The organism is Sedimenticola hydrogenitrophicus (assembly GCF_025175675.1).
GTDB classification, from domain to species: domain Bacteria; phylum Pseudomonadota; class Gammaproteobacteria; order Chromatiales; family Chromatiaceae; genus Sedimenticola; species Sedimenticola hydrogenitrophicus.
Genome location: NZ_JANIOA010000012.1, coordinates 25446 through 47774, shown reverse-complemented (window position 1 = coordinate 47774; position 22329 = coordinate 25446). Strand labels below are relative to the sequence as shown.

The 22329-nt window shown below is 60.5% G+C and carries 18 protein-coding genes; 9 read left to right on the top strand and 9 right to left on the bottom strand.

Going from position 1 to position 22329, the window contains the following annotated elements; all coding sequences use genetic code 11:
• Positions 1-18 precede the first annotated feature (18 nt).
• On the top strand, positions 19-1233 hold the full coding sequence (locus NPX02_RS08550; RefSeq protein WP_260293096.1) for a vWA domain-containing protein: 1215 nt from the start codon (positions 19-21) through the stop codon (positions 1231-1233).
• 265 nt (positions 1234-1498) lie between these two features.
• Here the strand turns inward: NPX02_RS08550 and NPX02_RS08545 are convergent, their stop codons facing one another.
• Positions 1499-3592: a diguanylate cyclase domain-containing protein gene (locus tag NPX02_RS08545; RefSeq protein WP_260293095.1), complete on the bottom strand. Its 2094-nt coding sequence runs from the start codon at positions 3590-3592 to the stop codon at positions 1499-1501.
• A 276-nt stretch (positions 3593-3868) separates the two neighbouring features.
• The gene (locus NPX02_RS08540; RefSeq protein WP_260293094.1) at positions 3869-5116 is read right to left on the bottom strand and encodes an MFS transporter; all 1248 of its coding nucleotides are present in this window, start codon (positions 5114-5116) and stop codon (positions 3869-3871) included.
• A 208-nt stretch (positions 5117-5324) separates the two neighbouring features.
• Between NPX02_RS08540 and NPX02_RS08535 the strand changes: the two genes are divergently transcribed.
• The 5 genes from NPX02_RS08535 to NPX02_RS08515 all read left to right on the top strand — a co-directional run bounded on the left by NPX02_RS08535 (position 5325) and on the right by NPX02_RS08515 (position 11146).
• A complete protein-coding gene (locus tag NPX02_RS08535) occupies positions 5325-6290 on the top strand; it encodes a sigma-54 interaction domain-containing protein (RefSeq protein WP_260293093.1) in 966 nt (321 codons plus the stop codon).
• A gap of 343 nt (positions 6291-6633) precedes the next feature.
• Positions 6634-8211, top strand: a complete 1578-nt coding sequence (locus NPX02_RS08530) for a benzoate-CoA ligase family protein (RefSeq protein WP_260293092.1) — start codon at positions 6634-6636, stop codon at positions 8209-8211.
• Positions 8212-8259: 48 nt separating this feature from the next.
• Positions 8260-9318 (top strand): TRAP transporter substrate-binding protein, encoded by a 1059-nt coding sequence (locus tag NPX02_RS08525; protein WP_260293091.1) that lies wholly within the window; start codon positions 8260-8262, stop codon positions 9316-9318.
• Complete coding sequence (locus NPX02_RS08520) at positions 9315-9830, top strand: TRAP transporter small permease (protein WP_260293090.1); 516 nt, start codon at positions 9315-9317, stop codon at positions 9828-9830. The genes NPX02_RS08525 and NPX02_RS08520 overlap by 4 nt, the downstream gene beginning before the upstream one ends.
• Positions 9827-11146, top strand: coding sequence for a TRAP transporter large permease (locus tag NPX02_RS08515; RefSeq protein WP_260293089.1), 1320 nt, complete (start codon positions 9827-9829; stop codon positions 11144-11146). Before NPX02_RS08520 ends, NPX02_RS08515 begins: the two co-directional genes overlap by 4 nt.
• 154 nt (positions 11147-11300) lie before the next feature.
• Here the strand turns inward: NPX02_RS08515 and NPX02_RS08510 are convergent, their stop codons facing one another.
• Complete coding sequence (locus tag NPX02_RS08510) at positions 11301-11852, bottom strand: YdeI/OmpD-associated family protein (protein ID WP_260293088.1); 552 nt, start codon at positions 11850-11852, stop codon at positions 11301-11303.
• A gap of 100 nt (positions 11853-11952) precedes the next feature.
• On the bottom strand, positions 11953-12300 hold the full coding sequence (locus tag NPX02_RS08505; protein ID WP_260293087.1) for a GFA family protein: 348 nt from the start codon (positions 12298-12300) through the stop codon (positions 11953-11955).
• An 867-nt stretch (positions 12301-13167) separates the two neighbouring features.
• On the opposite strand from NPX02_RS08505, the gene NPX02_RS08500 reads away from it, so the two are divergent.
• From NPX02_RS08500 to NPX02_RS08490, 3 genes are all read left to right on the top strand, one after another.
• The gene (locus NPX02_RS08500; RefSeq protein WP_305792804.1) at positions 13168-15153 is read left to right on the top strand and encodes a copper resistance system multicopper oxidase; all 1986 of its coding nucleotides are present in this window, start codon (positions 13168-13170) and stop codon (positions 15151-15153) included.
• Between the two features lie 10 nt (positions 15154-15163).
• Positions 15164-15862, top strand: coding sequence for a copper resistance protein B (locus tag NPX02_RS08495; protein WP_260293086.1), 699 nt, complete (start codon positions 15164-15166; stop codon positions 15860-15862).
• Positions 15863-16282: 420 nt separating this feature from the next.
• Positions 16283-16894 carry a glutaredoxin family protein gene (locus tag NPX02_RS08490; protein WP_260293085.1) on the top strand — a complete coding sequence of 204 codons (612 nt, stop codon included), beginning with the start codon at positions 16283-16285 and terminating at the stop codon, positions 16892-16894.
• A gap of 261 nt (positions 16895-17155) precedes the next feature.
• Here NPX02_RS08490 and NPX02_RS08485 read toward each other — a convergent pair whose 3' ends face one another.
• From NPX02_RS08485 to NPX02_RS08465, 5 genes are read right to left on the bottom strand one after another with little or no spacing between them, the layout of a single operon-like run.
• On the bottom strand, positions 17156-18094 hold the full coding sequence (locus NPX02_RS08485) for an alpha/beta hydrolase (RefSeq protein WP_260293084.1): 939 nt from the start codon (positions 18092-18094) through the stop codon (positions 17156-17158).
• A 45-nt stretch (positions 18095-18139) separates the two neighbouring features.
• On the bottom strand, positions 18140-19297 hold the full coding sequence (gene cfa, locus NPX02_RS08480) for a cyclopropane fatty acyl phospholipid synthase (protein WP_260293083.1): 1158 nt from the start codon (positions 19295-19297) through the stop codon (positions 18140-18142).
• 15 nt (positions 19298-19312) lie between these two features.
• Positions 19313-19993, bottom strand: a complete 681-nt coding sequence (locus NPX02_RS08475; protein ID WP_260293081.1) for an ABC transporter ATP-binding protein — start codon at positions 19991-19993, stop codon at positions 19313-19315.
• 17 nt (positions 19994-20010) lie between these two features.
• Positions 20011-21144: an ABC transporter permease gene (locus tag NPX02_RS08470; RefSeq protein WP_260293079.1), complete on the bottom strand. Its 1134-nt coding sequence runs from the start codon at positions 21142-21144 to the stop codon at positions 20011-20013.
• On the bottom strand, positions 21141-22307 hold the full coding sequence (locus NPX02_RS08465) for an efflux RND transporter periplasmic adaptor subunit (RefSeq protein WP_260293078.1): 1167 nt from the start codon (positions 22305-22307) through the stop codon (positions 21141-21143). The genes NPX02_RS08470 and NPX02_RS08465 overlap by 4 nt, the downstream gene beginning before the upstream one ends.
• Between the last annotated feature and the right edge of the window lie 22 nt (positions 22308-22329).

Genomic DNA, 22329 nt, shown 5'->3' with positions numbered 1-22329 from the left:
CACCCAAGGAGCCACATCATGAAATCCAAAATCATTGCCCTGTCACTGTTTACCACCACCGCCGGGGCGATCGCCCTCTTCCCGGTCTATCAGAGCAGCGGCGCGGCGACACCGCTTGTGGTCCATCCGGACCAGCCGCCGCTGATTGAGCAGATCGCCCGGAAGGCTCAACGCATCGAGGTGGTGTTCGTGCTGGATACCACCGGCAGCATGGGCGGCATGATCGAGGCGGCCAAGGAGAAGATCTGGTCCATCGCCAGCTCCATGGCGTCGGCCCGGTCGGCCCCGGAGATCCGCATGGGGCTGGTGGCCTACCGCGACCGTGGCGACAGTTATGTGACCCGGGTGCTGGACCTGTCGGGCGACCTGGACAGCATGTATGCGGCACTCATGGAGTTCCAGGCGGCCGGTGGAGGCGACGGCCCGGAGAGCGTCAACCAAGCGCTCAGCGACGCCGTCAACCGGATCTCCTGGAGCCGGGACGACAACAGCTACAAGGTGGTGTTTCTGGTCGGCGACGCCGCGCCCCACATGGACTACCCGGATGAGGTGAAATATCCCGAGACCATCGTTAAAGCCAGGCAGCGCGGCATCGTCATCAACGCCATCCAGTGTGGCGACGACCGCGCCACCCTGGACGACTGGCAGCGGATCGCCCAGCTGGGCAGCGGCAGCTACTTCCAGGTCGAACAGAGCGGCGGCGCCCTGGCCATCGCCACGCCGTTCGATGAACAGATCGCCAGACTCTCGGAAAAACTGGACCAGACACGGCTCTATTACGGTAGCGAGGAGGAGCGGCGGGCGCAGCAGAAGAAGCTCGCCGCCAGCGAGAAACTGCATGCCGAAGCGTCGGTCGCGTCGCGCGCGCGCCGTGCCACCTTCAACGCGTCAAAGAGCGGCAAGGAGAACTTCCTCGGCGAGGGGGAACTGGTGGATGATGTCGCCAGCGGCCGGGTCGACATCACCGCCATTGAACGGGAAAAACTCCCCGCCGCGCTGCAGGCAATGGCCCCGGCCGAACAGCAGGCCGTGATCGCGGGGAAGGCGGCGACACGCCAATCGCTGAAACGGCAGATCGGTGAACTGGCCGGGGCGCGCGCGGACTTCATCAGGGAGCGGGTGGAGGAGCGCGGCGACGCCGATACGTCGCTGGACAACCAGCTCTATGACACGGTCAGGAAGCAGGCCGCGAAAAAAGGATTGCATTACGAATCCGATGCACCGGCCTACTGAGCGAGGAGGAGTAGCGATCCCCAAGGGCCAGTTTCGTAGGGTGGGTTAGCGGCGCGCAGGCACCACACTTCCCGGCTGCTACACCACCCGGGCGCCGCGTAACCCACCGATTCCTCAACCGCCAAACGGTGGGTTACGGCGCGCGCACGGTGCAATGCAAACGGCCACCCCCGGCGCAGGGCGCGCCTCAGGACAGGGGTCGGAGTCAAATTTGATTTAGGAAACAGCAAGCCAAGCCTCCAGCCACCGCATCAACCGCGGCACCTCAGCGGTCGGCCTGCCACTTCAGCAGCAGGGGCACCACCGGGGAGGGTGATTGATACAGGCAGACCTGATCACGTCCCCGTTCCTTGGCCTGGTAAAGCGCCCGGTCGGCATGGCCAAACAGCACATCCAAGTCTCCGCCATCGCCGGAAAAGAGACAGGCACCAATACTGGCAGTGACCGGATATTGTCGCTGAGCGTCCATCTCGTAGGGACGGGCAGTGGCGGCACGGATCTTCTCGGCGATCTCGGCCACCTGGCGTCCGGCAATATGTTCATCCGGATCGAGATTTTCCAGCACCACCACGAATTCATCCCCGCCAATCCTCGCCACGGTGTCATCGGCGCGGACCGAGCCGGTCAGCCGACCCGCCACCTCCTGCAACAGCTGATCGCCCTTGAGGTGGCCCAGGCCGTCGTTCAATGCCTTGAAGTGATCAAGGTCTATAACCAGCAAGGCATTCAGGGAGTTGCGCCGGGTGCAGGAACGCAGCAGTTGCTGCAGACGGTCCAGCAGCAGGCGCCGATTGGCCAGGTTGGTCAGGGGGTCGAAGTAGGCGAGCCGGTGGATCTCCGCCTCCGCCGCCTTGCGCTCGGTGATATCCAGGGTGACCGCCAGCAAGGCGGAGATATCACCCGCCGGCGTGCGTAGCGGCACGGCATGGGTTTCCAGCCAGCGCTGGTTGTTTTTGAGGCCGCGGAGCTGGAACTCCAGGGTAGCCGATTCACCGGCGAACACCCGCTGCGTCAGATTGGTGAATGCCCCCCGGTCGGGCGGCAGCACCAGCTCCGCCAGGTCGCAGCCAAGTACCTGATCCAGGCTGTCGGCCTCGATCATCTCCAGACCGGCGCGGTTCATCTGCAGCACCCGCCCCTCACGGTCCAGCAGCTTCACGCAGCCGGGCTCGTTGTCGATAATGGTCTGCAGCTGCAGCTCATTGGCGGCTAGGCTCTGTGCCGCCAGGTGCGCCTCTAGGGTCGAACCGACCCAGCGCGCCAGCAGGGTGACGAACTCCCGGTCGCCGTCATCGAAGCGCCGCCGATAGGGGGTGGGTGAGCTGAAGTTCACCGTGCCGTAGACCTGGTCGCCGACCGTTACCGGGGCGCCGATATAGCACTCCAGCGCGACGGACTGGTAACAGGGATGGCCATGGTAGGGCGAGTCGCCCATCTCATTTATCGCCAGCACCCCGTTATGGGCGAGGGTGATGCTGCAGTAGGTATTGGCCAGCTCGAAGAGCTGATTGTCCTGCAGCGTGTTCGGGGGCGATACCTGGGAGACGATACGGTACTCACTGCCAACCACGCGACTGACGATGGCGAACTCCAGGCCCAAGTGATTCATGCCTACCGTCAAAGCGCGCCGCAGCCGCTCATCCAGCGGCAGGTGGGACAGGGCAGCTACCTCGCTCAGGTGCCGGAGGCTGTCCAGCAGCCGTTGAGTGGTCTCCTCGTTGCGACGGCGCTCGCTGATGTCGCGTCCAATCACCACTAGGCCCTGGCGACTGCCGTCAGGCTTGAACAGCGGGACTTTGCTGACCTCGAAGGTACGCACGCCGTTCCGGTCGGGAATCTCTTCAATGTTGTCGAACCGCTCCCGCCGCTGCCACGCCTGTTCATCATCCAGTGCGCAATTCCGGTACGCCTCCTCCATTTGCGGATAGCGATCGGCCAGTTCCAGGTCGCTCTTCCCCCGCCACGCCTCGCCCTCGAGACCGAAAAGCCGTAAACCGGCCGAATTGACCACCTGCCAGCACCCCTCCCCATCCTTGAAAAAGATGGCATCGGGAAGCGCCTCGATCAGCGTTTCCAGGCGCCGGGCGGTCTCCTCCGACTGTTGATACCGCAGCAACTGCTGTTCCCTGCGCCGCCGGCGCCAGAGCTGAAGAAGCAGGAGCAACAACGCCGCCTCCGCCAGTAGCCAGATCAATAGCACCAGGGTCGGGCGCTGGCCGACAATAAGTGCTTCAAAATTGGAGAGGAAGGAGAAGGTTTTGATCTCCAATGCAATGAGCCAGCCCCAGATAGTGAGGACCAGGAACAGGGCCAGGATGACCGAGGCGAGCCAGAACCGATGATTAAAATGGAGGGACACGGAGTCTTCCGCCGGCGGACGAGGCGTGAAACGGCTGCTCATGATGACCGGTTCTGGGGCTGCGTTGTGGATACGCCGCATCAGCCCTGACGCCAGCATAATTTGGTAGACGCGACGGAGAACAGCGCGATGGTCGGAGTAACCACCTGCCCATTTTTGTTCTTAGTTCCTTCGGCCGCGCTTTTCTGGACCATTCCAGCCGCCGCACACTACCCCGATTTTGCAAACACTACAACCCCCGGGTATTTGGCCGGCGGGCCGGCGGCGCTGAGCCGCTCACTCCCGCCCCGACAAATCCAGCTCCGGTGCCGGATCCACGTCCGGATGCATCTCCAGCACCAGCGGCGAGGTGCGCACCATGGGCACGAACACGGTTTGCTCCGCCACCGGGATGGCAGAGCGCCTGGACATGCGATAAAGCCCGAACAGCGCCAATATGCCGGCGCTGGTGGCCGACACCACCGGCAGACCGACCGGGCCGATCAGGTCCATGGCGATGCCGGCCAGCAACGGCCCGAAGAGCGCACCGATCCCATAGATCAGCAGCAGTCCGCGGGTGGTCTCCAGCACCTGTCCCGGCGCCAGGTGATCATAGGCGTAGGCGACGCTGATGCCGTAGAGTGAGAACATCAATCCGCCGTGCAGGAAGGCAGACACGGTCAGTCCCGGATAGCCCCGGATGACAATCAGGGCGGTCGCCGCCGCCGCTGCGGCGGTGGCCAGGCTGGTCAGGGTCAGTACGGTGCGGCGATCGATCCGGTCCGAGAGATGACCGATCGGCCACTGCAGGATGGCACCACCGAAAATGGTGGCGCTCATCAGCATGGCGATCTGCCCGTCCCCCAACTCCAGTCGCTGGCCGAAAACCGGCGTCATGCCCCAGAACACGCCATTGACCACGCCGGCAATCAGCGCGCCGATAAAACCCAGGGGCGTCATCCGCATCAGCTCGGTGAATTTCGCCGACACCTCCTTCTCTATCGTCGGCTCTTGCACCCGCGCCAGCGCCACCGGCACCACCCCGAGTGAGATCAGGATGGCAGCCAGGGCGAACAGTGTCAGCTCGGTCGTGTCCCCGGCCAACAGCAGCAGCTGGCCGGCTCCCAGCGCGACCAGGGTGCTCATCATGTAGAGGGAGAAGATGCGGCCCCGGACGGGGCCGGCGCTCTGCTCGTTGAGCCAGCTTTCGACCACCATGTAGAGTCCCACCACGCAGAGGCCGCTGAGCACGCGCAACACCAGCCAGACCCAGGGATGCACCAGCAGACCGAAGGCCAGACTGGCGGCCGCCCCCACCGCGGCGAAGGCGGCGAAAGAGCGGATGTGCCCGACATTGCGGATCACCCCGGGGACGGCCAGGGTGCCGACGATGTAACCAGCATAGTAACCGGCCATGATCAGGCCGATATCGATATTGCTGAAACTGGCGAGGGTGGCGCGCACGCCGAGCAGGGTACCCAGCAGTCCTACGCCCACCAGCAGGAGCCCCAAGCCACTCAGCAGTATCAGAATTGTCGGTGTCATGGCGCGGATCAACGTGGCCGGGTAAAAACAGAAGCATATGCGAAACGGTGCCGCCTTGCATGAAGGATCCGCAACTGGTCCCGCGCAAGGTTGGCGGAAAAAGGGTGCTGGCCCGGGGTCGGGGACGCACGGGTCTTTGCAATGGGCGCGTCGATGTTGCTATTCTGAACCACCGAAAATCACTGTCGGGGCTTGGAATTACGCTGATATGCTTACCCACGCAACTAACGGCGCACACGGCAACCCGCCTTCGGCCATCGGCCGCAGCGCCTCCTGGTGTCGCGCCATGGCGATGGCGAAAAAGATGGCGCCGCTGCAGATGCCGGTGCTGATTACCGGTCAGAGCGGGGTCGGCAAGGAGGTCATCGCCCAGATGCTGCACCATTGGAGTGAGCGTGAGGGCAGGAACTTCATCCCGCTGAACTGCGGCCTGCTCCAGGACCAGTTGCTGGAGAGCGAACTGTTCGGCCACCGCAAGGGGGCGTTCACCAGCGCGAGCCACGACCACGACGGGCTGTTTCACGCGGCCAGTGACGGTACCCTGTTCCTGGACGAGATCGGCGAGTTGACCGCCTCCTGCCAGGCCAAACTGCTGCGGGTACTGGAGACCGGCGAATACCGCCCCCTGGGCAGCACCACCATCCGGCGCACCAACGCGCGCATCATCGCCGCCACCCATCGTGACCTGGAGAAGATGATCTCCCAGGGACGTTTCCGCCAGGATCTCTACTACCGGCTCAATGTACTCACCATCGATATCCCGCCACTCAGCCAACGGGCGGAGGATATTCCGCTGCTGGTGGACCATTTTCTGGGGCAACCCCTGGGCAACACCCCGCGGCAAACCATTACCCCGGAGGCCATGCAGCAACTGATGGCCCACCACTGGCCCGGCAATGTACGCGAACTGAAGAACATCATCGAACGGCTGCGCGTGCATTGCGACGCGGAGATCAGGGCGGTCAATATCGATTCGATACTGAACCGTCAGAATGGCGAGCCGGCCGATGAATCAGCACGGTCATTCGCCCGGGTCATGCCCCTGTCCCAGCTTGAGAAGGCCTATGTGGAGTGGGTACTCGAACAGTGCAACGGCAACATCAGCAAGGTCTCCAAGGCCCTGGAAGTCTCGCGCACCACGATCTACCGGATTCTGAAATCCACCAAAAACTGAACAATACTGCATATCCCCCCCACAAAAAAATAACTGTCCATTTCCTGAACAGTGTGTTCACAATGGTCAAGTCATCCCAAATTCCTTTTAAATTACGTGGCTTAAATCGCTGCCGGGAAAAATACCCTACAATACATGTCCATTTTATGGACACTGCCGCCTACTTACCGTGATTCGCGACACCACTCCGCGCGCCATAATTTCCTTTTGTTTACAATGCATTGGCAAACTACCCTGCATTGAGTAGTGATATTGGCCCAGTAGATGCATTATTATTCCGCACATATAACCATGGCATGCATTATTTATCATATTGCATGCCGATAAACGAACGAGAGTCTGCATGACACCTCAGCAGCCCTATATCGAAAGCGCAATGAACGCGGGAGATGAGATCCTCGGTCCCGCCCTCGGTCTGGGACTGGGCGAGCGGATCGCCGTCATTGATGAACAGGGAACCCTCACCTATTCCCAACTGAACCAACGCGCCGGCCGTTTCGGCAACGCCCTGCGCTCCCGCGGCGTCCGCCCGGAAGAGCGGGTGATGTTCCTGCTGGAGGATTCCGCCGATCTGGTGGCCGCCTACATCGGTACCCTGCGCATCGGCGCGGTGGCCATCGCCTACAACAGGATGGCGGTGCAGCGGGATCTGCTGTTCACCATCAATGAGAGCCGGGCGCGCTATCTGTTTGTCGAGGCCGACTACGTCGCCGCCATCGAGGCGCTACGCCCGCGGATCCAGCACCCGTTCACCCTGATCGTGCGCGGCCCGGAAAGCAGCGATCACCTGAGTATCCAGGCGCTGCTCGCCGACAGCAGCCCCGAACTTGAATCCACCCCCATGTCGCCCGACGACATGGCCTTCTGGATCTACACCTCGGGCACCACCGGCAAGCCCAAGGCGGCCGTCCACCTGCATCACGACCTGATCGTCAGCGACCTGCACCTGCGGGAAAATCTCAAAGTCCAGCCGGGGGAAAAGATCCTCTGCACCTCGAAACTCTTCTTTGCCTACCCGTTGGCGCACGGCCTGTTTGCCGGGCTGCGCTGCGGCGCCACCCTGATCCTGTTCGACGGCTGGCCCACACCCGAGCGCACCGGCGAACTGGTCGAGCAACACCGGCCGGACCTGCTGTTCAGCGTGCCCACCTTCTACCGCAAACTGCTGAACCAAGGGATCGCGGCGAGCCCCGCGTTCAAGAACCTGCGCTGCTGCGTCTCCGCCGGCGAGCAGTTGCCCAAGGCGCTGTTCAGCGAGTGGCATGCCGCCACCGGCAAGCTGATCTATGAGGGGATCGGCACCACCGAGACCCTGATCCTGTTCATCGTCAACACCCCGGAGGCGTGCCGTCCCGGCGCCAGCGGCCGGGTGGTGCCCTGGGCGGAGGTGCGCCTGACCGACGAGCACGGCAACCCGATCGAGACGCCCGATACCCCCGGGGTCGCCTGGCTGCGCATGCCCTCGGTATGCGACCGCTACTGGAATCGCCAGGATATGACGCGCCACGCCTTCAACGGCGTCTGGTATCGCACCGGCGACATCTTCAGTTTCGACGCCGAGGGCTGGTGGTATCACCAGGGCCGGGCCGACCACATGCTGAAGATATCCGGGCAGTGGGTCAGCCCCAGCGAGATCGAATATTGCGCCCTGTCGGTGCCCAACGTAGCCGAGGCGGCGGTGGTGGAGGTGCCTCGCGGTGACGGACCGGCCCGCATCGTCCTGTTCCTGGAGCCGCAACAGGCGGACCTGGACCCGCAGGCCCTGGCGCTGCAGGTGCAGCAGACGCTGCGCAGCCAGCTGGCCCATTTCAAGTGCCCACAGGATGTGCGCATTATTGACCATGTGCCGAGAACGGCAACGGGAAAGATTCAGAAATACAAATTACAACAGCTGCTTGAAGAGCCCACACCGGCCGGCTGAACGGCGATCAGCCACATCCGGCAGGATAATTACATTAGGAGGAGATCGATGAAAATGCACACCAGCACCCTGTGGAAGCCACTGCTCATGACCCTGTCGCTATCGGCGGCTTCGGCCATGGCAGCGGAAGTGGAACTCAAGATCCACCACTTCCTGCCACCCCCATCCACCGCCCACAGCCAGTTCATCCAGCCCTGGGCCGACAAGGTGATGAAGGAGTCCAACGGGCGGATCGATATCAAGATCTACCCGGCCATGCAACTGGGCGGCAAGCCCCCGCAACTGTTCGACCAGGTGCGCGACGGGGTCGCGGATATCGTCTGGACCGTGCCCGGCTATACCCGCGGCCGCTTCCCGCTGACCGAGGTGTTTGAGCTGCCCTTCGTTGCCGGCAGTGCCGAGGCGACCAGCCAGGCGGCCTGGGAGTTCTACGAAAAATACATGCAGGAGGAGTACCAGGATGTGCACCCGATCCTGATCCATACCCACGCCCCCGGTCAGTTCCACATGCGTGACAAGCCGATCAAGACCCTCGCCGATCTGCAGAACACCAAGGTCCGAGCCCCCACCCGCACCATCAACGAGGCGCTGAACGTGATCGGCGCCACCCCGGTGGGTATGCCGGTGCCGGCGGTGCCCCAGGCCCTCTCCAAGGGCGTGGTGGACGGCGCCATGTTGCCCTACGAGGTGACCCTGCCTTTGAAGGTGCATCAACTGGTCAAGTTCCACACCGAGATTGGTGGAGGCCGGGGCATCTATACCGCGATGTTCCTGTTCGCCATGAACAAGCAGAAGTACGACAGCCTGCCGGATGACCTGAAGCAGGTGATCGACAACAACTCCGGCTTGGCGCTGGCCAAACAGATCGGCGCCACCTGGGACCAGGCCGACAACCCGGGTCGGGAAGCGGCACGGAAAAACGGCAACCAGTTCAACACCATCGAGGGCGAGGAGCTGGAGCGGTGGAAGATCGCCACCCGGCCGGTGGTGGACAACTGGATCAAGGCGATGGACGAGCGCGGCCTGAACGGCCAACAGATGTACGATGACGCCAGGGCACTGGTCGGCAAGTACAGCCGGGAAGAGCCGAAACAAGCGCAAAAATGAGTTCAGCATCCGCCGACACGATCCGGCCCGGGTTCCCGGGCCGGATTCTGCACACCCTGTGTAACCTGTTTGCCACCGGCGGCGGACTGGTCCTGCTGGGCCTGGCGGTTATGACGGTGGCCAGCATTGTCGGCCGTTACCTGTTCAGCCTGCCGGTCCCCGGTGATTTCGAGCTGGTGGAGATCGGTTGCGCCATCGCGGTGTTCGCCTTCCTCCCCTATTGTCAGCTGCACAACGGCAATGTGGTGGTGGATTTCTTCACCCTGCACATCCACCCGCGCACCCGCGGCCGCATGGACAGTGTCGGCAGCCTGGTGTTCGGGCTGATCGCCGCACTGCTGACCTGGCGGCTCGCCCTGGGCGGCTATGACATGTACCGCTACGGCGAGCAGACCATGATCCTGGGTCTCTCGCGCTGGTGGGGTTTCATACCCATCGTTGCCTCCCTCGCCCTGCTGACCCTGGTCTGTTTCTATACCTGTGCCCGCCAATGGAGTAACCGAACGCTATGAGTGGTATCGCTATCGGATCCCTGATGTTCGCCGTTCTGTTACTGCTGATTGCACTGCGACTCTCCATCGGGGTCGCCATGCTGCTGGTGGGCATGATCGGCTATGTCTATCTCTCCGGATGGGACCCCCTGATCAACTATCTGAAGACCGCCGCCTACTGGCGTTTCAGCACTTACGATCTCTCCGTGGTGCCGCTGTTTCTGCTGATGGGCCAGTTCGCCAGCAAGGCGGGGCTCAGTCGCGCCCTGTTCCACACCGCCAGCGTCTGGATGGGGCATCGCCGCGGCGGTATCGCCATGGCGGCCATCGGTGGCTGTGCCGGCTTCGGCGCCATCTGCGGCTCGTCCCTGGCCACCGCCGCCACCATCGGCCAGGTGGCCCTGCCGGAGCTGAAGCGCCACGGCTATTCCGGCGCCCTGGCCACCGGGGCGCTGGCGGCCGGCGGCACCCTGGGGATCCTGATCCCGCCGTCGGTCATCCTGGTGATCTACGCCATCCTCACCGAAGGCAATATCGCCACCATGTTCCAGGCCGCCTTCATCCCCGGCTTTCTCGCCGCCCTGGGTTACCTGATCGTCATCTCGATCTATGTGCGGCTGTATCCGGAGGCCGGTCCCGCCGGCGAGGCCAGCAGCTGGTCGGAGAAGTTCGCCAGCCTGGGCGATATCTGGGCGGTGGCCACCATCTTCCTGGTGGTGATCGGCGGCATCTACGCCGGCGCCTTCACCCCCACCGAGGGGGCCGCCGTGGGCGCCGTGGCCACCGGCGTACTGGCATTTTTTCATGGCCGGCTGCGCTGGGAAGGTCTGCGCGAGTGTCTGCTCGGCACCGCCAGCGCCACCGGCATGATCTTTCTGATCGTGTTCGGCGCCGATCTCTTCAACGCCTTCCTGGCGCTCACCCAGATGCCAGCCGAAGCGGCCAGCATGATCGGCGAGAGCAGCCTCTCCCCCTACCTGGTGCTGGCCACCATGCTGGTGCTCTACCTGATCTTCGGCTGCGTCATGGACTCGCTCTCCATGATCCTGCTCACCATCCCGATCTTCTGGCCGATCCTGATGGGGCTGGATTTCGCCATGGACCCGGAGGATCTCAAGGTTTGGTTCGGCATCATCGCCCTGATCGTGGTGGAGGTGGGACTGATCACCCCGCCGGTGGGGATGAACGTCTTCATCATCAACAAGATGGCCAGGGAGGTGCCGATGATCGAGAGCTTCAAGGGGGTGATGCCGTTCCTGATCTCCGACATCGTACGGGTGGTGATCCTGATCCTGTTCCCCTCCATCACCCTGCTGCTGCCGCGGCTGCTGGGTTGATGAATACCGATCGGAAGGGAGAGGTCGGATGCTTACACGGGCAAGGCGAGATGCAGCCGTTTCGACTCGACTCCCCCAACCCCTTGATAAAACAGTAATCAGATCTTGGGTGTGCGGGTTTTTTTGGTTTTTTCAATCTTAAAAAAAGATTGACCTAATCTGCCGCTTTGGGCGCGCTGAAGGCTTTACTGTAGTAGCCAGATTGATCGAAACAGCAAACCCGCCGTTTTCCGGAAGCAAGCATGTCACAAGCATTACTAATCCGCTTCGCCCGAGTCTTGGGCTGCTTGGCTGAAGTAATCCAATGTATCCAGTCCAGGCGTGCGATGGTGGTTGTATCGTCCCAAACGGCTCGGGCCTCGGGAGCAGCCGCCAGGGCTTCGTGTAGGTCAGAGGGGATCTCAGGTTCTGGTTCTTGCTCCACTGACATGATCTCAAACGTGACAATGTCGCCGAAGTTCGCGCCTGCGGTTTCGAGTAGCGCCTTGTTTACCCTCAACCAATGACTCAATTGACCATCCGGCTCAAGCATAGCCCGGAAGCCATGAGCATTGAGGGTACCCTCTACCGTCGTCCTTCCTCGTCTGGGAAGCTTTGCGCTCGCGCTCTTGGGCAGAATTACAAAAGCCCACGGAACATCGCCGCCCAACTCGGCCGGACGAAGCAGTTTTGCTTTGAACTGAGATTTTGTGTCGCTTTGTATCATGCCGAATCAGCCCATAAATGCGCTAATGCTTGCCATCAACCGACCCGATAATATTACGCGTTTTCGGGTAGGGTGATGGCCTTGTTGGGCGTAGTGATGATTATAGCGAGCGGCCATCGAAATGCTTCACCGGCAACGATGAAAAATCAAAGTCTTCCAGGCAGCGAACATTGATTGCTGCCATCCTGTTTCCTGATGGATCAGTTGCTTCACCGAAAGGGTGGATGCCGCACTTGGGGCAGAAATGATGCCTGATAGTATGTTCGCCGAACATGTAAGTGGCCAGGTTTTCTTCAGGAGTAAGCAAGTGCAATTTATCTCTTGGGACAAACCACATAAGAGAACCCTTGCGAGAACAGATAGAGCAGTTGCATTCCATGACCTCGGAAATTTCGCCTTCTGCTTCGAAGGCAATCTGACCACAGTGACAGCTACCTTTATAATTCATTTCCTGGCTCCTCTCATTCTTGAGAATTAATTAATACCATAACGCCTATTGTATATAGCGCGCCCTTGTGCCCAACGCCCGCCATCACCGGTGACAAAACCGCAGCAAAACGGAGGTTTTTACAACCGGTGGACAACTTGATTACGTGATTTTAGTCCACTACGAATAGCTTGGCCCCAGCGGTAATCTTTTAGCCATACCAATCAGATCTTGGGCGTCACGGTATTTTCCCGGTTTTTTTCCGGTTTTTTTCCGGTCCACCGGGTACCCCGTTTTGATAGACACAATCTAAGTCGTGGTGTTAGTTTATGTGATAGTTGAACTATTTCTACTGCACACAACCAAACAGACACTATTGAACAAGAATTATGAATCGTGCCGTTGTCCCCTATGTACGCTAAAAAATTTCTGGCCATTCTGTTGACACTGCTACTGGGCCTATCCCCAGTGCAGGGTGCAATAGCGGAATTGACTTCATTGCCTCAACCAATGGGGCATGCGCATCAGTTAGTGGGTATACAGGGCGACAATGGTATTGAAGATAGCCAGCCATTCCAGGATTCCGGCCAATTTGATACCGACACAGGCAGTACGAATACCAGTTGTTTATCTGGTCATTGCGCCGCTTGCGCACTGGTACTGACTCAGACACCAATCCTTTCTACAATCCACACCTCAAAACCCTTGCTGCTCCAACTAAGCGGACACTTTGCAAGCCCTCCTTCGGCCTCTCTTTTTCGACCGCCCAAGTCCTGATTTCCCTACCCGTGATTACCGAATCATCAGGGATCACCTGATGCGACTAATTGGTTGATTATTTGTCAGCGGTGTTGTGTATGCCACTGACTTGTAGAGGAAATATATTTCATGAATGATAATAATCGCCCCAAATATAAGGGGAGCGTCATGCTGACGCGTCGCCGATTTGTACAGGGATTGGCTATGGGAGGTGCCTTCACCGGCATGGGATTGGGGGCCGGTTCCGTGCTGGCCGCCGCCTTGCAACAACAAGGACCGCAAACCCTGCGTGGCACGGATTTCAATTTGACCATTGGCCAACAGGCCGTCAACTTTACCGGTACACCCCGAATCGGCACAACGGTCAATGGTTCACTGCCGGCGCCAATCTTGCGTTGGCGTGAAGGCGATATCGTGACTTTGAGAGTGACCAACCTGTTGCCAGAGACCAGTTCCATCCATTGGCACGGCATCATTTTGCCCAGTGCAATGGATGGCGTACCCGGCATTGCCAATGGTTTTACCGGCATAAAACCGGGTGAGACCTTCACCTACCAATTCCCGGTCACCCAAAGTGGCACCTACTGGTACCACAGTCACTCCGGTTTTCAGGAGCAAACGGGGCTCTATGGTCCTATCGTCATCGATCCAAGAGACCCCGACCCTTTCACCTATGACCGCGACTATGTGGTGATGTTCTCCGACTGGACGGATGAAGATCCAACGGATGTGTACGCAAAACTGAAGAAGCTTAGCCACTACTACAACTTCAATGAACGTACTCACAGCGATCTGATGAAGGACCTCAAGGAGAAGGGACTGACGGCCACCTGGAACGATCGCAAGATGTGGAGCCAGATGCGCATGAGTCAGCGTGACTTTTCCGATGTGACCGGTCAAACCTATACCTTTCTAACCAACGGCCAGACGCCGGCTGACGGCTGGACAGGGCTGTTCAGGAAAGGTGAGAAGGTACGACTCCGCTTTATCAACGGATCGGCCATGACTTTTTTCGATGTGCGCATTCCCGGCTTGAAGATGACGGTAGTCGCGGCGGATGGACAAAACATCGAACCTGTCCTTGTCGATGAATTCCGCATGGGCGTAGCAGAAACCTATGACGTAATTGTGGAGCCAGAGGATGACCAGGCCTACACCATTTTTGCCCAGGATATCGCCCGTTCGGGATTTGCCCGGGGAACCCTGACACCGGATATCTCGCTGACAGCCGCTGTCCCTGAGATCGACTCCCTGCCCAATCTGGAACATGGCGACATGGGCATGAACATGATGGGCGGCGCTGGTCATGATATGGGCAGCATGAACGAAGGTCAGCATCAGATGCCTTCGGGAACGGTGATGCCCGGTATGGATCACAGCCAACATCAGATGGGTGGCGGGCAAATGATGCCCGGGATGAAACACGAAGAGCAGCAAATGCCGGCTGGAGGAATGATGCCCGGCATGGATCATAGTCAACACGAGATGTCCGGCGGCAGCTTGATGCCCGGTATGGGGCAAGGCCAACACCAGATGATGGCGGATGGGCGCATGGAGATTAAACCACTGAAACCCAACCCCTCCGATTTCACCGCAGGCCCCGTGCATCATGCCCCAACCGAGTATGGCCCCCAAGTCGATATGCGATCGGATGAGCCACAGTACCGGCTCGATGATCCGGGTGTCGGTCTGCGTAATAACGGACGGCGTGTTTTAACCTATTCCGATCTGCGCAACTTGCGCACCACGTATGATCACCGTGATCCGGATCGCGAACTGGAACTCCACCTGACGGGCAATATGGGCCGCTATATGTGGTCCATCAATGGCGTGAAGCACAGCGATGCCGAACCACTGCGCTGGAGGCTTGGAGAGCGTATTCGTATTACGTTTGTGAATGACACCATGATGAATCACCCGATGCATCTGCATGGCATGTGGAGTGATCTGGAAACGGGGGATAACAACTATCTGCCCCGTAAACATACGGTGATTGTGCAACCCGGGGCACGTATCAGCTATCGCGTGACCGTTGATGCGGAAGGCGGCTGGGCCTATCACTGCCATCTGCTTTATCACATGCCGGGCATGTTCCGCACCGTCATCGTCAGTTGAGGAAGTAAAAATGAAAAACATAATTGCTGCAATAATGTTTGTCGGTCTCTCTTCAACGGCGATGGCCGGTGGGGCGGATGATCCACTGCTTTACAAGGTGATGATCGACAAAATGGAATTAAGAAACACCAGCGGACCCAATGCCCTGGTGCTGGATGCCGATGCCTGGATCGGCTATGACCTCAATAAGTTCTGGCTTAAAACGGATGTGGAGCGTGTCAACGGCAATACCGAAGAAGCAGAGGTACAGTTTCTTTATAGCCGTGCCATCGCCCCCTTCTGGGATTTTCAGGCCGGATGGCGGCACGACATCAAACCAAAACCGACACGCGACTATTTGGCACTCGGATTCAAAGGATTGTCTCCCTACCAATTCGAGGTGGACGCCGGTCTGTTTATTGGTGAATCGGGACAAGTGAATGTGCGACTGAATGCCGAGTATGAATATCTGTTTACTCAGAAATGGATTCTTTCGCCCGAGATAGAGGTCAATGTATTCAGCGAGGACGATGCACAACTGGGGATCGGCTCTGGTCTCTCTGATATGGAGTTGGGATTACGGTTGCGCTATGAGGTGCGACGCGAGTTTGCCCCCTATATCGGTGTGAACTGGACCAGGAAGTTTGGCCAGACAGCGGATTTTGCCAAGGCTGGAGGTGACGATACCAGCGATGTACAGCTCGTAGCCGGTCTTCGGATCTGGTTCTGATATGACGATGAACTGACACCTTATCTTTCCTACTGTAACCGTCCGGCGATCACACCTTGTCCGTGATCGCCGGTTTCCAGTTATAGGGCAGCAATTCATGGGGGATATCAAGTGCTCTGACGGTACCGATATCGCTTTGACGACGTGCTATAAGTAACTCAAGATTCGAAGTTCAAATTCAGCAATAAATATTGCTTAACCTGTTGATAGCAAAAACAAGTGGATCCCACGCATGGTAAACCGATTGTGTTCAAACATAAGTTTCGGAGTTCGCCGTACTTGTAGGGTGGATAAGCTTGCGCATCCACCGCCATCCGATTCATGGTGGATGCGCTGATGCTTATCCACCCTACGAATTCAGCGATTCGGGCTTTGTGAAATGAATTCCGAAACTTGAGTAAGTAACTGGAGAGGTTGAGCATGAGTGAACCCGTTGAAGTAACCGTATTCCGCTGGGCCGGTGCCTGGGGGCCTTTCAAGGTTAAGGTGCCCTGTGGTGAATGCGCCCTAACCAAGGATGTGATTTTGGATACATGCGAGCACGAACTGGCCGATATCCCGGTGCGGCTCGATATGCGTGAATGGCTCAGCGAGTGGTGGTTGCCGCTGCTCAGGGGGGGCTGGCATGCACCGATCGTGATCGTCGACGGACGGGTCATCAGCCAGGGCCACGCGCTGAACCGGGGATTGCTGACCCAAGCGGTGATAGAGGTTCATTCGCGACGGGAGGTTATCACCGGCAACCATCTTTTCGGCAAGGCAACCTGCCCCCACTGTATCCGTGCGAAGGGCTATCTGGATGATGCGGGTATCGACTACAGCTACCATGATGTGGTCAGGGATGCGCGGGCACTCTACGAAATGCTGGCCCGGGTGAAACCGATTGTCGGCCCCAGGACGCCGATAACCGTGCCGCAGATCTGGATTGACGGGGCGTATGTCGGGGGTGCTGACCAGCTCAGCGAGATCGTTCACCAGTTGGTGGACCCCAACTACGACCGGGGCCAGTGCTCGATGTCGCCGCAACGCTGAAGCCGCAGGCAGGACATCGCTTATGCCCGCCAGGTGGGTGTCATTGCCCTGATCAGGGTCGCGCACCGATGGCGATGACGACGAAACCGGCGAGGCGCTGAGTCGGTTCAAGTGTTCTGATTGATCCGGTATCGGCAAGTTCGGCCGACGCCACTAATCTTGAGTTGTTACTCGGACCCCGTACTCCTGACCCCGTACTCCTCAAGGCGCACAACGCGGGCCGGACGTGAGGGGTACCGCCCATCCTCACATGCTGGCAGCTTACCTGTCGCTCGACCCGGATTGAGCGCCCCTTCCCCGCCCGGTCGCCTGATCAAGGAAATCAATCAATTCCCCGGCGTAGCGTTCCGCTTGCTGAGTCAAGTCGTGGCCGCCGGCCAGAATCACCAGCCGGACGTTTTCGCCGGGGCGCTCCGCGTAGATGGTCTTGGCATCCGCAATTGGCACGGTCTCATCCTCGCTGCCATGCACCAGCAGCACCGGGTAGTGGATTTTCCGAATGGCGTTGCGCGGGGCGATGTCGCTGATGCGCTGACCCATGGTGTGCTGCTTGTAGTAGCGGAACACAGTGCCGATCGGGAAATAGGGGATGTGGTAGGCAGCCAGAATGCGACGTATATTGCTCTGCGGGTCGGCGAAGGCCGAGATGCTCACCACGGCGGCCAGATCGCGGCGCGAGGCCACCAGCAGGGCCGCCGCCGCCCCAAGTGAATGGCCCAGCGCGGCCAGTCTGGCAGCATCCACATCGGGTTGAAGCGCCAGCCAGTCGAGCGCATGTTCGAGGTCTTCGGCAAAGCTCGGCAGAGTGGAAGAGCCGTCGCTGTCGCTGTTGCCATGATTGCGCGCGTCGAACAGGAGCACGGCGTAACCGGCCCGATGCAGCAGCGGCGCCAGCGGCAGCAGCATCCCGGCATTGCCGCCCCAGCCGTGCAGCACGGCCACAGTAGGGGCGGGTTCGGTTCCCTCAGCGGGAATGAACCAGCCGAACAGATGCTTGCCGCCTTCAGTCGGGATCGCGACTTCGCGGTAGGCCAAGCCAACCGCTTGCGGGGCATTCCGCTCAACGGGCATCGCGCCGACCGGTTTGTCGGTTAGTTCGATCGCGGCCACGCTGAGCAGCAACACCGCCGCGCTGGCGGTGAGCCACAATGGCCAACGCTTCCACCATGGCCGGCGACGATGCTCCTTTGCGTGTGTCATAGCTCTCTCCTCTCGCTTTTGGAATGGGCATAGGGATTTCCGTGTTCAGCGCACCGAACGATAGACGCCGGATCGCTGGCGCTTGCTCAGCACCAACTGCCAGAGCTGCCCCTGCCTGGAGCGGAAGAAACCGGCGCAGCACAGCAGGTAGTACTTCCACATACGGTAGAAACGCTTGCCGTACTTGGCTTCCAGGCCGGGCCAGGCGCGATCGAAGTTCGCCCACCAGGCCATCAGGGTGCGATCGTAGTCCGCGCCGAAGTTGTGCCAGTCCTCGATCAGGAAGCGACCTTCCAGCGCCGCAGCGATCTCCCGGGCCGAAGGCAGCTTGCCATTGGGGAAGATGTATTGGTCGATCCAGGCGTCGGTCTTGGGCGAGGTGGCATAGTTGCCGATGGTGTGCAGCAGGAACAGCCCCTCGTCCTTGAGCAGGCGCCGTACCGTGTCGAAGTAGCTGTCGTAGTTTCTGGGGCCGACGTGCTCGAACATGCCCACGGAGACCACCTTGTCGTATTGCCCGGCGAGATCGCGATAGTCCATGAGCTCGATGGTCACCGGCAGGCCGGCGCAGCGTTCCCGGGCCAGTTTCTGCTGTTCCTTCGACACGGTGATGCCGATGACCTCCGCCCCGTAATGCTCCGCCGCGAAGCGGGCGAGCCCGCCCCAGCCGCAGCCTATATCGAGCAGACGCTCACCGGGCTGCAATTCCAGTTTGCGGCAGATGAGGTCGAGTTTGTCACGCTGCGCCTCCTCCAGGTCGGTGGCCTTGTCCCAATAGGCGCAGGAATAACTCATGGTGGGATCGAGCATGGCCTTGAAGATGTCGTTGCCGATGTCGTAATGCTGTTCTCCCACCTGAAAGGCGCGCCGGCTGGACTGCAGATTGAACAGGCGGTGGCGGACGACTTCGCCCAGCAGGCGCACTCGCGCCCAGCCCCCGAGCTTTTGATCGGTGTCGGTGCTCAGCAGACGGCAGAAGAGCTGGTCCAGGCTTTCGCACTTCCACAGGCCGTCCATGTAGGCTTCGCCGAACCCGCGGGAGCCTTGGGTGAGGATCCTCCGATAGACCCTTTCGTCGTTGACCTGGATGTCCCAGTGCGCGTCGCCGCTGAACCGCACGCCCGCTTCGGCCGCAAGATCGCGAAGCACGGCGGGCGGCTCCGGCCGCTTCGATATCACCCAATCAGTGCTCAAGTCTGCCATTTCGATATCTCCCAATCAGCTCTCAAGTCTGCCATCCCGCAATCGAAAAATCCGGTCGAAGCGGCCGATGATCTTTTCGTCGTGGGTAACCGCGATGATCGCCGCCTGCTGCTCAGCGGCGAGCTTGCGAAGGAGGTCCATGACGATGCCGGCCCTCTCGGAGTCGAGCGCAGCGGTCGGCTCGTCGGCGAGGATAATTCGCGGCCGGTTGGCGAGCGCCCGGGCGATCGCCACGCGTTGTGCCTCGCCGCCCGAAAGGTGGGCCGGCATGGCGTGCCGGCGATGGCCGACTTGCAGGTACTCGATAAGATCCATCGCGCGCCGCCTCGCGTCGGCCTTCGGATAGCCCGCCAAGTGAAGCACCAGCGCGACATTGTCGGTACTGTCAAGGAACGGCAACAGGTTATGGAACTGGAAAATGAAACCGATCTTTTCCAGCCTCAGCCGGCGCAGGTCCCGGCGCAGCCATTGGTTCGCATAGACGACCTCGCCGTCGAGATTCATTGATCCTTTGTTCGGCTCTACGATGCAGCCGATGACGTTGAGCAGTGTGCTCTTTCCCGAACCACTCGGCCCGAGCAGCCCCACCACCTCGCCCGCACCCACACTGAGCGTCACCTCGCGCAGCGCATCGACGCGCGTCTCGCCTTCGCCGAAATGTTTGGAAATGTCGCGTAGCTCAATCAGCGCGTTCATAAAGGTCGGACCCTGCATCAGCCGGCCAGGGCGCGGGCCGGATCGACACGCACCGCAACGCGCACAGCCAAGGCGGTTGCTAGCAGGCAAACGACCACCACCACGCCGAACAGGATTCCAAGATCGGTCGACTCCAAGACGACACGCCGCGGGAATCGGTCTTTCGCCGACCAGACCAGGGCGGTACCCACGGCGAAGCCCACCACCCCCATAAGCAGGGCCTGCTGGACGATGAGGCCGATGATAGTGCGGTCCGACGCGCCGATAAGCTTCAAGGTGGCGATCTCGCGCAGCTTGTCCATCGTCAGCGTGTAGATGATGAGGGCGATGATGACGGCCGAAACGACGGTCAGGACGCCCATGAACAGGCCGAGCTGGTGGCGCGCGTGTTCGATGACGACGCTGGTCAGGATCGCCTCCTGCTCAGCCTCGCTGAGCACCGACAAGTGCTTCCAGCGACGGACATCGGCGGCCACGGCCTCGACGGGGATATTGGGTGAGATGCGTGCGACAACGGCATTGACGATATCCGTGTCGGCTCGCTCGGCTCCGCGCGCGGTCTCCCGCCGGGCCTCGGGTGGCGAGAGATCAAACTGCAGATCCTGGGCGTCCTGCAGGGTCATGTACACCACAGGATCTGCGGAAGCCGTGACGCTCCCCTGGGTGAGTCCGACAACGGTATAGACGTCTCGACCGAGTTCCAGCCTATCCCCGACGGCAAAGCCGGTCTTGCGATCGGCGATCAGCTCGTAATGACTGCGGGTAATGCCCCGCCCAGCGGTCAAGTTCACAGGACCGCCGGGTCGCCCTGGCTCAAAGCCCACGACCTCCAACTTGAGACGCCGGCCGGCATGATCAATCTGCACGGGCTGGAAGGTCACCGCGCCGGCCATAACGATGCCGTGGATGCGTGCGATCATCTCGCGCGTCGCACCGGGCATACGGGAGATTTCGGCAAACGGACCGTTCGTGCCCCCTTGGACGACCCAAAGGTCCGCATCGATTGACACAGGCAACGCCAACGCGTCGGCGATCATCCCGCGGTAGATGCCGGCCATCGTCACGACCACGCCAAGCAGCAGGCTCAGGCCCAACCAGGTTACGACGAAACGCCCCAACTTGTGGCGCATATCGCGGAAGGCAAGATTCATGGCTGCCCTCCGGCGCGATTCACAGTGACCTTCCGGCCGACCCTGAGCCCCGCCTCAGGTTGGACGATGACCTCAGCGCCGGGCGGAAGCCCGTCAACAATCTCCAGGCGCCCGTCCAGTGTACGCTGGCCGAACACGACGGCGTGCTGGGCAAGTTGGCCGTCTTCGACCGTCCAGACGACGCCATGCCGTCCCTCCAGGCCGGTCACGGCGATCTGCGGCACGAGGCGTGCCTCGGCGAGCTCATTGACCGTGATGACCACCTCCGCCTGTTCGCCGAGATAGAACTCGGCGGGACAAGCATCGCACCGGACATAGACCCGCCGCTCCTCGTTAACCCGGTCACTCTCGATATCGATCCGCGCGACCCGTCCCGAGAACCGGCGGTCGGCCAGGGAGCGGAAGGTGACCTCCGCCTGCTGGCCGACGTGCAACTGACCGGCCTTCGCCTCATCGACATAAGCAAGCACCCAGACCGTCTTGGGGTCCACCAGCGTAAAGAGCTGTTCACCCGGGGTCAGCATCGAGCCCAATTCGCGATTGCGCGAAACCACGATGGCATCGTAAGGCGTGTAGAGCGCGTATTTCGCGAGCCGCGCTTTTTCGAACGCCGCCTGAGCCTTCTCCTGCTCGAGGTTGGCACGCGCAACCTCCAAGGCGCTCTGCGCCTGCGCAAGCTCGGCGCGGGCCATGTCGTACGCCGATTGCGCGTCCTGCGCTGCTTCGATCGACACGCTGCCCTCCTGGACCAGATCCTGACGCCGCTCATTGGCCTGTGCTTTTTGTGTCAGATTCGCCTGCGCGCGCTTGATCGTGGCGGCGGCCTGATGGATCGCTGATTCGGCTTGCGCTACCGCAGCCCGTGCCTGCGCGACCCGGGCCTCCTGCTCGCGGCTGTCGAGCCGCGCGAGCAAGGTTCCGGCCACGACCCGATCGCCATAATCCGCGTGCAGCTCGATGAGCGTGCCAGCCGCCTCGAAACCCACCCGCGACAGGATTCTTGTCTCCACCGTCCCCAAACCGAAGACCTGGATCGGCACATTGCGGTCGGTTTCGGCGACCTGGATGCCCACAGGCCTGAGCATCAATGCCCATGCGCCGCCTGCGACGATTGCAGGGACCAGGAGCAGGACCACAAATTGTAGTAAGCGTTTATGTTTCATGGACCATCGGCCCAGCCTCTGC